This window comes from Parafannyhessea umbonata (assembly GCF_900111255.1).
Classification (GTDB): Bacteria; Actinomycetota; Coriobacteriia; order Coriobacteriales; family Atopobiaceae; genus Olsenella_J; species Olsenella_J umbonata_A.
Genome location: NZ_FOGP01000001.1, coordinates 558,277 through 572,373 on the forward strand (window position 1 = coordinate 558,277; position 14,097 = coordinate 572,373).

Below are 14,097 nucleotides of genomic sequence, written 5' to 3' on the forward strand. Positions count from 1 at the left end.
TAAGAGCAGTTGGTTTTCTCTTCGTGAAAGGGGTCGGGCGCGTCCCTGAGCCGATGTCGGTCAATGCGAAGAATCGCCGCGCGACGCGCATGGAGTTTTGCGTCACTTAAGGTGGAAGGCTGGGCTGTCATAGTGTCTGAGAATGCGCCGTCAATCGAAGTGCCGATTCAACGTGGTCCTCGCCGTCGCGCGGAACTGGTTGGGAAGAGGGTTGGATTACCGACTGTTCTTCTTGAGCGACTTGCTCTGTTTGCGATTGTCCTACGCGTGTTTATGATGATAGCGTGGAGTCCTATTGCGACGGCGAGTCCGGAACTATCTGCGCTGAAGCTTTGTTATCTGTCAGATGCTCTCGTAATGGCCGTATGTATCCTTATTCTTTTCGTGCGTGCCGGGCGATGGGGGGTTATCGGCTGTCTTGTTCTTGCTTTGGGCGTAACGGTAATGTACTTGTCGGCCGAACTGTCTCACAGCGATAGCTTGATGATTGACTTGCTAGTGGTATTCACGGTGTCATTTGTTGAGCCGCGTAGACTGTGCAAGACGTATGCAATCGTAGCGCTCATCTCGATTGTCATTGTGATGCTGCTCTCGATGACGGGGGCCATTATAATGCGTGAGTTTATTCCAAATGGGCGGCTTGTCTTTGCTTATGGCTTCGGCCACCCAAATACTCTTGGCGGCCTTCTGCTTAGCGCGTTGGGTGCGCTTATGTATGTCTACTGGGATTCCAGGCACTGGGCCATTTCCTTCGTGCTTGCGGTTGTTGCCGCGGTTTTCGCGAAGGTAACGCTTAGCTCCAATTCTGCGGCCGCGTTACTCGTCATTGTCGCGTTCGCATGTTTCGTGGGGCATATTGACGCCACCAGGTCGGTTGTCGCACGCTTACGACGGATGTGGGTGCCGTTGTTAATCCTTGCACCCACGGTCCTTGGCTTGATCATGCTTCTGCTCACTGCAAATCATGGAGGGTATGGCATCCTTGCGGATATAGTGGATAGACTTACGCATCTCCGTCCGTCTTTTGCGAATCAGTACTATGTCGCAAATGGTGGCTTTACGCTCTTCGGCAGGCCATACGTTCATTCGTCTACGTATCACAACGGCTTAGGATTCGCTGCCGTGGACAGTTCTTATTCATACATGTCGCTCGTCAATGGAATGGTCGCTCTGCTGGCTTGTTTCGTGGCTTACGTTGTCTTGGTGGTTCGATCGCGAGGGAAACGGGTTCATCCATTTGCCGTCGCCGCAATCCTCATCTACGTTGTATACGGGGTGGTAGAAGGCTATCCAATGTATCTGCACTCGAATTTTACGCTCCTGCTATTGGCGGGTCTCGGTAGGACTGCCCTGAGCCGCCCTACCGAGATCCGGCGCTCACCGACAGGGGTTAATGGATAGTTCTGCTGGGGCGGCGTGTCTGGCAAGTGTGGTGATTGATATTGTATTTTTTGGCGATTGCGCCTTGTGGGCTATGTGCGATGTATCATCCTGCTCGTATGGAAAAGGGCGCGTGAAGTGTAACAACTGTTCTTTTCAGCGGTTGTGTTGCAGATGAGCGCGAGCATTTAACGGGCGTCGTGCACGGTTTCCTTCTATGCGCTTTTCCGTGCGTGTACTGATTGTGATACCTAATGATAAGTGAAAAAAGTAATACTGACGGTACGGAAGATAGCCTTGGGTCGCGGGTCGCGGGCGCAGCGAAGTGGTCCGTTTTTACGCAGGTAGTGTCCAAGCTTATATCGCCTGTCACCACTATGGTGCTCGCACGCCTACTCTCTCCCGCTGCGTTTGGCGTTGTCGCCAGCGCAACGATGATAACGTCTCTTGCAGATACGATTTCAGACTCCGGCTTCCAACGCTACTTGATACAACACCGGTTTTCGAGTGATGACGAACTCTCTCTTTCGGCATGCGTTGCGTTCTGGACGAACCTTGCCGTCTCGGTCGTCATTGCATTCTTTGTGATTCTCTCTAGACAATGGCTAGCTACATTAGTTGGGAGTGATGGTTGGGGAGACTTGCTTGCAGTGGCCTCATTGTCTCTACCGCTTACCTCTCTCTCCAGTGTCCAAACGGCTCTCTATCAACGTAGGTTTGACTTCCGTACGCTGTTTGGCTCGCGGGTGGGCTCGAGCCTGCTAATTCTCGCTGTGTCCGTACCGCTTGCGGCATTTGGTCTCGGCCCGTGGTCGATGGTCGTGGGTACCCTCACTTCGAATCTGTTTCTAGCCTTTTGGCTTACGGCTAATTCCCCCTGGAAGCCTACGCTCCGATATAGTTTTTGGGTACTGCGGCATATGCTTTCTTACGGCCTCTGGATCCTCGGTGAAGCGGCGGCCACGTGGGTCAACATGTGGGCAGGCACATTTATCATAGGTCGCCTGATGGATCAGACTCACGTCGGGTTCTATAAGACTTCAACCTCGATGTCAAACTCTATCATTACACTGGTTACTTCTGCTGTGTTGCCTGTTGTGTTTGTTGCGCTCTCCGAAGTCCAGAATGACCCGTCTCGCTTTCGACATGTATTTCTGCGTATGCAGGGTTATCTTGCCCTCGGCGTTGTTCCCCTTACGTTCGGAGTACTTGTCTACCGTGATCTGACTACGTTGCTGCTTCTTGGATCCCAATGGTCGGAGACCGCGCTCTTCTTTGGCCTGTGGACTGCTGCCAGCGCTCTCGTGGTTGTAATTGGCTTCATGTGCTCTGAAGCGTATCGCGCCCTTGGGCGGCCGGAGCTTTGCGCTTTCGTTCAGGTGGCGTTCCTTGTGCCGTTCTTGCCTGTTATGTGGTGGAGCGCGTCGGTGGGCTACGATGCCGTCACGTGGGCTATGCCTGCCACTAAGTTGTGTTTGGTGGTTATACAGATGCCTATCTTATGGAAGGTCGCACGCATTGGGCCTCTGCGTATGTTGGGGAATATGCGATGGGTCTTTGTGGCTTCCGCAGCTGCAATGATACCGGGAGTTGTGATTACAAGTGTTTCTGGTTCCCCAGCGGTTGCAGCTGCTTCTGCCGTGTGCTCGGTTGTTATTTACCTGGGATTCGTCGTTGTACAGCCGGATATGCGGCAAAACGCGCTGGCGCTCTTGAAGCGTCTCGGCCTTAAACCGTCCCTCCCGGGAAGCGGTTTTGGTCGGTGAGATTGAGCTAGTGTTATTGTTTCCTTGGCCTTGCACCTGTCATGACTGCGCTCGTCGGGTTGTTCATAAGAATAGTGAGGGTTTCAATAATGACTGCGAGAGAATTCCTGAAGGAGAATCTGCCGGCTGGCATGGTTGAGGCCGTTGTGTACGCGAAGACGAGGAACAAGATCAGAAAAAGGAAAGCGCTCGATTCCTCGAAAATGCCGGACGAGATAACGAGGCTTTATGAGGAGCGTACGAGCGCGTCGCTTGACTTAGCTCATCCGCACACCTACAACGAAAAGATCCAGTGGATGAAGGCGTATCATTCGACGCCGGAATACGGGAGGCTTGCTGACAAGTATCTCGTTCGGAATTTCGTTGCGGATCGAATCGGTGAAAAATATCTGTCAAAGCTGTATGGAGTTTGGGACAGCGCAGATGAAATCGATTTTTCCAGTTTGCCACAGAGTTTTGTACTCAAGGCAACCCATGGCTGCCAGTGGAATGTCATAGTTCCTGACAAAACGAAGCTGGATGAGAGGGTGACGCGCCGGAGACTGGCGCGGTGGCTCAAGCTTGATTACGCTTTCATTTCTGATTATGAACTGCACTATCGGTTCTGTGAGCCGAGGATAATAGCTGAGGAGTATCTGACGAACGGGAGTCTATCCGACGGGTCGGGCGACGATCTTTGGGATTATAAGTTCTGGTGTTTTGGGGGGAGATGTCACTTCGTACAGTTTCTCTCTAATCGTGCAACTGGTCTCGAGATGGCTTTCTTTAATAGGGAGTGGGAGAAGACGCCGTTCGTCTATAGCTATCCGCGTAACGAGCGCGAGATAGCAAAGCCCGAGAATCTTGACGAGATGATAGAGGCGGCCGAGGCGTTGGCAGCTGGATTCCCTCATGTTCGCGTAGATTTTTACCGTATGTCGGACGGTCGCATTGTTTTCGGCGAAATGACTTTCACTTCGATGGGTGGGTACTGTGACTGGGATCCGCCAGAGACAGATGAAGCTCTTGGAGGTCTATTCGAGCTGCCCAAGCGTCCTTACTAAATAAATTGAGCGTTTATAGGTATTCCGACTTGGCTATAGCTTGTCAAGGATGAGGTGGCGAGGGCAATCGAGCCAACAAATCGGGATGAACGATCCCTCGTCGTTATATTGGGATAAAGGTATTGTCTAGCGTGCTTGAGTGCTGGATAATCCTAAGGCCTTGTCCGACAACGGTAACGTTATCGGGTACGTCCTTTGTGACAACTGCGTTGGCTCCAATTCTGACGTTATCCCCTATACTGCAGCGCCCGATAATCTTGGCGCCCGCTCCAATGTATACGTTGTCTCCTATTGTGGGGGCGCCTGCACCTTGCGAGCCGTTTAAGTTGTTACTACCAATCGTTACATGTTGAAATATGCAACAATTGTCACCAATTATCGCTTTCTGGGATATGAAGATGCCGAATAGCCCATGCGGGAACGTTATGTTTTTACCGATACGCGCGCTCAAGGGCAAGAAACAGCCATATTTTATGCATAGAGAGTTGTATTTTCTATTTAATAGAAGTCTTCCAATCTTCGTTGATTCTCTATGGTTAATCTTGTGGCGAATCTGAAGAACTTTCGATGAATCCAGCATATGTTTATTGGAGCGTGTGATAAGGGGTTTTAGGTAAGCCCTTGTTAGTTTCATGGCCATGTAATACCCTCCGGAGATGCAAGACTGGGAACGATAATCGTTAACAGTATATTGGTCATTGTTGCAATCGTGGCGTTCGCTGAGCAGCATCTTTCTTTGGCCATCGTCGAAGGATGAGTGATGAGTTGGTTTGGGGCTCCATTGGCTGTAAGGATGAGCTATGGGTTTTGACCCCTTAAGCGGTACGACTGAAGTGCAAGAATTGACGCTGTTTCATTCCTGAATGTAGGTATTCCAATGGCTAGAATCCTCCTCTCCGCCCCTTCCTTCTTTGGCTATCGTCAGCGGGTGAGCGATGAGCTGGTTAAACAGGGCCATCACGTTGATTGCATCGATGACAGGCCTAGCGAGGGCGTGGTGTTTAAGTCATTGGGGCGAATCAGCTATGGCCTCGTCGACGGTTTGGTTGAAGTGCATGCCACGCGAGTTCGTGAGCAGATTCAAGGCGGTGCATACGACCAGTTCTTGTATATGGGTGGCATGTCGTTCTGTTTCACCAGGGAGCAGTTCGCCCGCATTCGCGAGGCGGGGGAGGCGCGTGGCATGCGCTTCGTCGCTTACCTCTGGGACGCGCTATCAAACTGCCAGAGATTCGCTGAGTGTGCCGATCTGTTTGACGAGGTCATGTCCTTCGAGCCAGGGGACTGCGAGTCGGGGGAGATTTCGCTCAGACCTCTGTTTTACGGCGACGCGTACCAAGGGCTGCCGGTGGGGGACGAGGCGTCCTTCGACTATGACGCGTGCTTCATTGGAAGCGTGCACCAGCCCAGCAAGTTCGAAGCGGTTTCGTCTATCTGTCAGTCGCTCAGAGAGAGCGGGATGAGGATCTTCTCGTATTTCTACATGCCCTCGACGTCCGCCGAGCTGTTGAGGAAGGCGACTAACCCGGCGTATCGTGGCGTGACGTTCGAGCATGAGTCGATCTCGGCCGAGAAGGTGTCCGACATCTACGCGCGCTCGGTGGCGATCATCGACTCGCCTCAGGCGCACCAGCGCGGACTTACCATGCGCACGCTTGAGACCCTGGGCGCGAAGAGGAAGCTCATTACTGCGAATGCGGACGTTCGCAACTACGACTTCTACAAGTACGGCAACGTTGCCGTCTGGGACGAGAGTCGCGGCATTGACGCTGCGTTTTTCTCGGAGCCTTACCAAGAGCTGCCCAAAGAGATATACGATGGTTACTCGATAGCATCGTTTGTCCGAAGTCTGGTGGGCGAGGGTGAGCCCTATTCCGGATATGAGAAGGGTGGCCGATGAGGGTCTTGGTAACTGGCGCCGATGGGTACATCGGCAGGGGCGTGGTTCAGCGACTGCTGGATGACGGGGTCGAGGTGGACGCCTGGGGGCTTCTGCCGTGCGGGCTCTCGCATCCGCTGTTGAGCGAACACGTGGGCGATGTCTTCGAGCTTGAGCTCGAGGGCGCTGACCTGCCCGATGCCCTGCTTCATCTTGCTTGGCGCAACGGCTTCGTGCACAACGACATGTCGCACCTCGATGACCTCCCTAAGCACTATGCGTTCATCAAGCGATGCGTGGAGGCCGGCGTGCGCCACGTTGCCGTGATGGGGTCCATGCACGAGGTGGGCTATCACGAGGGCGTGGTCTGCGAGGACACGCCGTGTCGACCCACGACGCCCTATGGCGTCTCGAAGAACGCGCTGCGCCAGCTCTGCCAGGAGCTGTGCCGCCAGCATGACGTGACGTTCCAGTGGCTGAGGGGGTTCTACCTCGTCTCGAATGATGGCAGGGGCTCGTCGATCTTCGCGAAGATCGTCCAGGCCGCGCGCGAGGGCAAGGCCGAGTTCCCGTTCACGAGCGGCACGTGCAAGTACGACTTCCTTCCCTATGACCAGTTCTGCGCGCAGGTCGTTGCCGCGGTCGAGCAGACGGACGTCGACGGGATCATCAACATCTGCTCTGGAGAGCCCGTTGCGCTTGGCGAGTACATCGAGGGCTTCATCAAGGAGAACGACCTGGGCATCAGCCTTGCGTATGGGCGCTATCCCGACCGTCCGTACGACTCGCCTGCCATTTGGGGCGATAACTCCAAGATCCAGGCCATCCTTGCCCGTCGGGAGGGACGCGATGCGTAGCCAGTACGGGCTTGGCGAGTTTCTGGGCAACTGCGTCTACCTTGCTTACACGAAGCTGCGCTTTCCCGGGGCGCGTCTCGTGCGCCTGCCGTTCTACCTGAGGGGCGGTAAGGCGCGCCTGCGCTATGGCCGTGGGCTCACGGTTGGCTACGGCTGCAGGTTCGACCTTGCGGGCGAGGGCGTGGTGCTCGAGATCGGCGATGACTGCAAGATGAACGACCGCGTGCACATCGTGGCGCACGAGTCCGTGCGCATTGGCGACGGCGTGCTCATGGCATCGAACATCTTCATCTCGGATACGAGCCACGGCAGCTTTATGGAAGATGCCTCCGCCCCTGATGTCGCGCCGGACGACCGTCCACTGGTGACCAAGCCCACGACGATTGGCAGCAACGTCTGGGTGGGCGAGGGCGTGTGCATCATGCCCGGCGTCACCATTGGCGACGGGTGCACGATTGGCGCGAACTCCGTGGTGACGAAGTCCGTCCCTGCAAACACTGTGGTCGCTGGCGCGCCTGCCCGTGCGATTCGTCGCTGGAACGAAGAGAGCCGCGCATGGGAGAGGGTGAGATAGTGCTTCACACCGCTTCCGTGGCCATGGCGGCCTACAACGGCGAGAGGTTCATCGCCCAGCAGATTGACTCCGTGCTGGATCAGCTTGGGTCCGATGATGAGCTCGTGGTCTCCTGCGACCCATCGAGCGATGGGACGTTCGAGATCCTCGAGGGCTATGCTGCGCGCGACTCGCGCGTGCGCGTGCTGGCAAACGACAATCATGGCATCGTGGGAAACTTCAACAATGCGATTGCTGCGTGCGTGAAGGACGTCGTGTTCATTTGCGACCAGGACGACGTGTGGGTTCCCGGCAAGCGCGACGCCGTCATCGCGCGGCTCAACGAGACCGGTGCCGACCTCCTCATCCACAACGTGGTGCACATCGACGCAGAGGGCAAGGTCATCTCCAAGCCGCTGTTCGAGGAGTACGGAATCAGGCCCGGGCTTCTGCGCAACTTTGCGGCGCCCCGCTACAGTGGCTGCTGCATGGCGTTCCCGCAGGCGTCCAAGCGCCTGATCATGCCCATGCCGGAGGACGTCATCAACTACGACCATTGGGTCGGCATGGTGTGCGAGGCGCTGGGTTCGGTCACGTTCATGGACGACGTGTATCTGAGGCACCGCCTGCATGGCGACAACGTCACCACGAGCAGGCGTGCGCTGGGCGTGATTGCGCGCCAGAGGTTCAACCTTCTGAAGGCACTCGCGATGAGGCGGAGGGAGCTGAGAGGGTGAGCATCTCCGTTCTCGTGGTCCTCTACAACCAGTCGCTCGACGACATCGCCTGTCTCGATGTTGCCCTAGCTGCGCCCCAGGTGAGCCAGGTCGTGGTGTGTGACAACAGTACGATCGCCAACGACAATGAGGCGCGTGCAGCCGAGCGTGGCGTGACCTATGTCTCGATGGGTGGAAACGCCGGCCTCTCGGTCGCCTACAACAAGGGCGTGGAGCGCTGCGACGGTGACGTGGTCTGCGTGTTCGACGACGACACGGTCGTCGGGGCCGACTACTTCGAGGCGGTCGCCGCGCTCGAGAAGTCGCCTGAGGCGTGGGACATCGCACTGCCGCTCGTCATGGCGGGGGAGGCCATCCTCTCGCCCAGCACCTTCGATGGGCTTAGGTCGAGACCCTTCTCAGACGTGGGCGAGATCGCCGGCGCCGAGGGGCTCAGCGGCATCAACAGTGGCATGGCTGCGAGGCGCGAGGTCTACTCGAGGGTGCGCTACTGCGAGGACCTGTTTCTGGACCTGATCGACCATCGCTTCCTGCAGGACGCGCGTGCGCGGGGATGCCTCGTCGTCTACCTCGAGGGCCCAAGGCTGGCGCAAAGCTACTCGCTTGAGTCCGACGACGCGGAAGGGGCCCTGGCGCGGCTCGAGATCTTCTCTCGCGACGCGAGAGCCTTCTACTCGGGCTCGCCTTCGAAGGCTGCGTATTGCCGCGCGATGCTCGCCATGCGTCGCATCAAGCTGGCTCTGAGATACCGTTCACTGCGCTTTCTCTAGCGCGTGCGTCATTTCGAGACCCGTTGATGCTGTGGGCAGGCCCGCCGGCCGGGGTCGGTAGGATACACTGGGGGTTACTGAAAACGCTATCGGGAGCGCCATGCTGAACTACTACTACATCTATGCCGGGCTCTGGACAGGGGTGTGCGGGCTGTACGCACTCCATTGGTCGAAGCTCAACGCGCCCCTCGACCCGTCGCTCATTGCATTCTTCGTCCTTAGCATCGCCTTCTGCGTGATCAGGGGCTACCAGTGCCGCAAGGAGTTTGCCTATAGGCCCAATTCTCTTCGCGGTGCGGCCGGTAGGACCCTGGGAATGGTGGAGGAGCGTTTTGGGGCCAAGATGATTCCGCTCTACCGCTTTGGTGCGGAGTGGGGTCCCATGATCGCGCTTGCCGCGTTGTTCGCCATCCTCTTCGTGGCGCAGGGCTTCGTGCCGCTCGTTGCGGTGTTCAACAAGGCGCTCGACTATGAGTCTCTTCTGACCGATCCCGTTCCCTTCGTCGCGCCGGCCTGCATCGTGGGCTGCATTCTCTATGCCTCGTTCTGCTTCAAGGCGTTTCTCGATGAGAGTCGTGCGCGCAGCCTCGTGAAGGTGTTCTTCTGCTTTGGCCTGCTCATGCTCCAGTACATCCGCAGCGCCATCGCGATCACGCTCTTCGTGATGCTCGTGCTGTTCGTGGCGAGGCGCGGTCGCATTTCTGTGCTGGGCATCCTGATCATGGTCGTGGCCGTTCTGGCCGGCCTGTGGCTCTTTGGTGTCATGGGCAACATGCGCTACGGGGCTTCGTGGTCGAACTCCTTCTACATCTTCAGGATCGGGCGCTACACCGAGGCGCTGCCCTCGTTTGTGCCGCGTCAGTTCCTCTGGGCGTACTCGTACGTTACGTCGCCCCTGGCGTGCCTCAACTTCAACGTGTCGAACGGCTCGCACGGCGTGGACGTTCTCAACTTCCTGTACTCGTTCATGCCGATGGCTATCGCCAAGAGGCTGCCGTTCTACGTGACGCCGCACGTCACCCTTCAGGTGAACTACTTCACGGTGTCCTCCATCTGGAGCGACTACTTCTGCTTCATGGGGGTCGCGGGCATCTACGTTGGCTTCGTGATCCAGATGGGGCTGCTTCGCCTTGCGCGTCACATCCTCAAGGGCACGCGCGTGGAGACGATCGGCTTTGCGCTCATGTCGATGGTGGTCGCGTTCTCGTTCTTCATGAACTCGTTCACGTACCCGTCGATGGCGTATCCGGTCTACATCGTTCTTGCGATGGCGCTCTTCGAGAAGGTGCGTGCTAGACGCGCCGGGGCCGTGGCCGAGCCCGAGCCTGAACCCGTGCCCGAGATGGCCGTGGACGACGAGTAGGGGTGCGGTGCTAGTGAGCCAAGGCATGGAACAGGCACCCCTCTTCAGCATCTGCATTCCTGCGCACAACGCGACTGGCGTGATCGGGGAGTGCCTTGCGAGCCTCGCGCGACAGTCGTGCGAGAGCTGGGAGGCGATCGTGGTCGACGACGCCTCGACCGACTCGCTTGACCAGTGGTGCGCGGGACAGGACGTCATTTGCGCAGAGAGGCTGACGTACTATCGCTTCGACGAGAACGGAGGGCCCTTCCGCGCGAGAAGGAAGGCCTTCTCTCTCGCGCGTGGGCGCTACGTGATCTGCCTCGACTCTGACGACGAGCTGATTGGCAGCGACGCACTTGCGCTCATGGCGGAGGCCATCGAGCGCGAGAGTCCCGACGTGCTTATGTTCAACATGAGTGCGTGCGTGGATGGGGGAGACTCCATCGTCGACTATGGCGCGCTCGGCCTTGCGGAGGGTGCGGTGGACAAGGGTGCCTTCGTCGAGGCGTTCCTCTCGAGCTACGCGCTGAACAATCTTGCCACCAAGGCGCTCAGACGTGAGCTTGTGGGGGCAGACGGCGACGAGCCGAAGCGCAGGCTCAAGATGTGCGAGGACCGCCTTGAGGTCTCGGGCGCGCTCGCGCGGGCCGAGAGTTTCTGCCTGCTCGATCGCGATCTCTACTACTACCGGCCCAACGAGGCGTCCACGACGCACGCTCGCTTCGAGTTGGACTACTGTGATCAGCAGGCGTATGTGGAGCGCGTCGTGTGGGAGCGCCTTGGAGGGGCGGTGGGCTCTCGCGACGGGCAGTACCGCCTTCTGCTGAGCGCTTGGGCGCACGACATGGAGGCACTTGCACAGGACAGGGGAGTGGCCGAGCTTGCCGCTTGTCTCGAGCAGATAGCAGCCGAGCCGCTCTTCGTCGAGGCCATGGGTGTCGTGGGAACGGACGGGCAGAGAGCCGAGCGCGCCACCTCGCTCAGGCTTCTTGCCGCAGGACGCGTGCGCGCGGCGGCGAGATGGGTACGCGCGCTCGTGCGCCTGAAGGGAGCCGCAAAGCGCTGACGCGTTGCAGGGTGGCGCTCGCACCCCTGCGTTGCGTTCCGCTCGCGCGTGGGGTACCTTCGGTTTGGGTCACACCGCTACCGTTAGGGGGCATGGCGCCGGAAGGGCGTCGGCTCATCTTGACTGATTGTTTTGGAGTTGTCGCATGAACATCGCCGTTGTCTGCGAGGAGCAGGTCGAGCTGCTCCCGCCCGTACTGAGCCTGCTGGCCAGCCTCAAGCGCTTGGGCCACACGACCACGCTGATCACCCGCGACGGCTCGGCCATCGAGCGGCTGGGGATCGTCGTCGACCACGTGGTCGCGTACGGCGACCGGCCGAGCGGGTTCTTTGCGCGCAAGGCGGACATCTTCCGCGCGCGCAAGGCGATCCGCGACGAGCTGAGGCGTGGGGTCGGCGAGTACGACCTGGTCTGGACGACCACCGACATCTCGGCGCGTGAGGCGGGGCCGGAGCTGTTCCGCTATCGCTACGTGGTGCAGCTGATGGAGCTCGTGGAGACCGTGCCGCTGCTGTTCAACCGCATGCCGCTCCACACGAACGCCGTGAGCGAGATCGCAAGGCGCGCGTGGCGCGTGGTGGTTCCCGAGTACAACCGCGCCTACATGCAGCAGGTCTACTGGAACCTTCCCAAAGTGCCGCGCGTGCTGCCGAACAAGCCGGCCTACCAGCGCGAGGGCGGCGAGGCGGGGGAGAACCCGTACCAGGACAAGGTTGACGCGATGGCTGCCGACCCGCGCAAGGTCGTCCTCTACCAGGGGGTCTTCGGTCCCGACCGCGACGTCGCCCCGTATGCGCGCGCGATCGAGAAGATGGGCGACGACTTCGCGCTCTACCTCATGGGGCCGACGAGCACGCCCGAGAGCCAGGAGTACGTGAGGCACCTGTGCGACGAGTTCTCGTGCGTCACCTTCTTGGGCTTCGTGGAGCCGCCGCACCATCTGGAGTTCGCCCGTCATGCGTGGGCCGGTCTCATGCCGTACACGCCGACGTGGAACAACCGCTACTCTCCCTTCAACGCGCTGTACTGCGCCCCCAACAAGATCTGGGAGTACACGCGCTTCGGGCTGCCGGTTATCGCCTCGGACGTGCCTGGCATCAGGCTGGCGCTCGAGAGCGGCGACTTTGGTTGCGTGGTCGACGCCGGCGACGAGGCCACGATTGTCCGAGCCATCGAGGACATTGACGCGCGCCACGATGAGATGGCGAAGAACTCGCGCACTTACTACGACAGCGTGGACTTCGACGCGATCGTGGCGGACATCCTGAGCGAGTAGTCTGCGCTAGTTTCGCATGGTCTCGTCGCCAGTGTCCTGCGCATTTGCGTTGCCCGCGAACGCAGCCGCGAGCAGTAGTGTGGCGAAGTTGGAGTAGAGGTAGAGCGAGAACGGCTCGACCACGAGGTAGAGCGCGCACAGCAGCGGTATCGCGACAAAGGCGAGGCCTATCCTGCGTCCAGACGCGCGCCATGCCGCTACGGCGTAGGTGGCCACGAGCATGCAGGTGGCGGAGAGGCCGTAGACGAGGCCCAGCTGGCTGAAGCCACTGTCGATTCCCCAGAAGGCGCCGCCTGTGTGATGCTCGTTGCAGACGATGGCGGGGCTGCCCATCACGCTGAAGCCACCCGCCTCGACGTAGTACTCGTGCGCATAGTAGGGACGGCTGTGCACGGCCTCGTTGAGCCAGGCGTGCTGGGGGTTCGCTCCGTCGAAGTGTGCCGTGGTCGAGAGCATCACGGCGAGCAGCGCCGCCGGAACCACGAGGAGCGCCGCACGTGCGGCCCATGCGGGCAGCTTCGCGCGGCGAAGCGGGGGAACGACGATGCCCGCGAGGTTGATCGCGGTGAGCGCAGCACAGAGGGCGGCCGCAGCGTTCGAGCTCAGGGCGACGTAGGCAAAGGCGGTGCAGGCGACCGAGACGAGAAGCGGCAGTACCGACGCGCCCTTACCCCATCTGTAGCAGGTGAGCGAGCCGGCGGCGCTGAAGAGGATTGCGCCGAGGGTGTTGGGGTGCCTGAAGCCGTAGCCAAAGACAAGCCGTCCGTTGGGGATGAAGTCGCTATTGGCCGTCACGTTTGCAAGCGACGCGACCATGAGGGCCGCGACGGCGAAGAGGGTCGCGTGGCAGTGGAGACGGCAGGCCTCGCGCGGGTCCTCATCTGCAAGTGAGACGATCACGACGAAGCTGACGACGAGACGGAAGTCGACGGCGCGGGCGGCCGAGCAGGCGAGCGCGAAGGTCGTGGCTGCAAGGAGGACTGACTGCCCGAGCCCGAGCGCCCTTCTCCGCGATGCGATGGCCAGAAGCGCAAGCGCTGCGCAGGTACCCTGACATGCGACGTCGATGGACGCCCAGGGAAGCTGGGGCAGGCTCGTGCCGAGCGTGCTGGTCTGAGTGACGATCTGGGTGACGACGTAGAGGACGAGGGCCGCCCGCGCAAGCGTCGCGCCCGAGATATGCGCGGCGAGGCGTTGGACGGCGCAAGTGCGTCCGCCCCGAGCCGTGACGCTCGTGTTGCATGCTGCGGCGGGCTGCATCGCTCACTTCCCTTCGCCTTGTCGATTGAGTCGTGGCGCAGCGGAATCGCGCGCCACAAGACAGTCTAGCAAAGGCGTTGTGCAGCCATGCGCTTTTGGTGGTGCGACGCCGATGGTGGGGGCTTGGTGCGTTTGTGCCGCTGGCGGCGTAGGGCGATGGGGCAT

General features: G+C 59.2%; 13 protein-coding genes. 11 read left to right on the forward strand and 2 right to left on the reverse strand.

Going from position 1 to position 14,097, the window contains the following annotated elements:
• The first annotated feature begins 483 nt into the window (after positions 1-483).
• The 3 genes from BMY31_RS02410 (at position 484) to BMY31_RS02420 (ending at position 4,189) form a co-directional block, all read left to right on the forward strand.
• On the forward strand, positions 484-1,401 hold the full coding sequence (locus BMY31_RS02410) for a hypothetical protein (protein ID WP_143802918.1): 918 nt from the start codon (positions 484-486) through the stop codon (positions 1,399-1,401).
• Between the two features lie 233 nt (positions 1,402-1,634).
• Complete coding sequence (locus BMY31_RS09020) at positions 1,635-3,146, forward strand: lipopolysaccharide biosynthesis protein (protein ID WP_091007908.1); 1,512 nt, start codon at positions 1,635-1,637, stop codon at positions 3,144-3,146.
• Positions 3,147-3,187: 41 nt separating this feature from the next.
• Positions 3,188-4,189, forward strand: coding sequence for an ATP-grasp fold amidoligase family protein (locus BMY31_RS02420; RefSeq protein WP_091007911.1), 1,002 nt, complete (start codon positions 3,188-3,190; stop codon positions 4,187-4,189).
• A gap of 103 nt (positions 4,190-4,292) precedes the next feature.
• Here BMY31_RS02420 and BMY31_RS09025 read toward each other — a convergent pair whose 3' ends face one another.
• Positions 4,293-4,919: a serine acetyltransferase gene (locus BMY31_RS09025; RefSeq protein WP_374057308.1), complete on the reverse strand. Its 627-nt coding sequence runs from the start codon at positions 4,917-4,919 to the stop codon at positions 4,293-4,295.
• A 147-nt stretch (positions 4,920-5,066) separates the two neighbouring features.
• Between BMY31_RS09025 and BMY31_RS02430 the strand changes: the two genes are divergently transcribed.
• From BMY31_RS02430 to BMY31_RS02465, 8 genes are all read left to right on the forward strand, one after another.
• Complete coding sequence (locus BMY31_RS02430) at positions 5,067-6,089, forward strand: hypothetical protein (protein WP_091007913.1); 1,023 nt, start codon at positions 5,067-5,069, stop codon at positions 6,087-6,089.
• Positions 6,086-6,925 (forward strand): NAD-dependent epimerase/dehydratase family protein, encoded by an 840-nt coding sequence (locus BMY31_RS02435; protein ID WP_091007916.1) that lies wholly within the window; start codon positions 6,086-6,088, stop codon positions 6,923-6,925. Before BMY31_RS02430 ends, BMY31_RS02435 begins: the two co-directional genes overlap by 4 nt.
• Positions 6,918-7,499, forward strand: coding sequence for a DapH/DapD/GlmU-related protein (locus BMY31_RS02440; protein ID WP_091007918.1), 582 nt, complete (start codon positions 6,918-6,920; stop codon positions 7,497-7,499). Before BMY31_RS02435 ends, BMY31_RS02440 begins: the two co-directional genes overlap by 8 nt.
• Positions 7,481-8,215 carry a glycosyltransferase gene (locus tag BMY31_RS02445; RefSeq protein WP_091007921.1) on the forward strand — a complete coding sequence of 245 codons (735 nt, stop codon included), beginning with the start codon at positions 7,481-7,483 and terminating at the stop codon, positions 8,213-8,215. Before BMY31_RS02440 ends, BMY31_RS02445 begins: the two co-directional genes overlap by 19 nt.
• Positions 8,212-8,985 carry a glycosyltransferase gene (locus tag BMY31_RS08845; RefSeq protein WP_180371333.1) on the forward strand — a complete coding sequence of 258 codons (774 nt, stop codon included), beginning with the start codon at positions 8,212-8,214 and terminating at the stop codon, positions 8,983-8,985. Before BMY31_RS02445 ends, BMY31_RS08845 begins: the two co-directional genes overlap by 4 nt.
• Positions 8,986-9,085: 100 nt before the next feature.
• Complete coding sequence (locus tag BMY31_RS02455; protein ID WP_091007924.1) at positions 9,086-10,348, forward strand: oligosaccharide repeat unit polymerase; 1,263 nt, start codon at positions 9,086-9,088, stop codon at positions 10,346-10,348.
• 25 nt (positions 10,349-10,373) lie between these two features.
• Positions 10,374-11,396: a glycosyltransferase family 2 protein gene (locus BMY31_RS02460; protein ID WP_091007927.1), complete on the forward strand. Its 1,023-nt coding sequence runs from the start codon at positions 10,374-10,376 to the stop codon at positions 11,394-11,396.
• 145 nt (positions 11,397-11,541) lie between these two features.
• On the forward strand, positions 11,542-12,672 hold the full coding sequence (locus BMY31_RS02465) for a glycosyltransferase (protein ID WP_091007930.1): 1,131 nt from the start codon (positions 11,542-11,544) through the stop codon (positions 12,670-12,672).
• A 6-nt stretch (positions 12,673-12,678) separates the two neighbouring features.
• Here BMY31_RS02465 and BMY31_RS02470 read toward each other — a convergent pair whose 3' ends face one another.
• Entirely contained in the window at positions 12,679-13,932 is a 1,254-nt protein-coding gene (locus BMY31_RS02470) for a hypothetical protein (protein ID WP_091007933.1), read from the reverse strand.
• Positions 13,933-14,097: the final 165 nt, after the last annotated feature.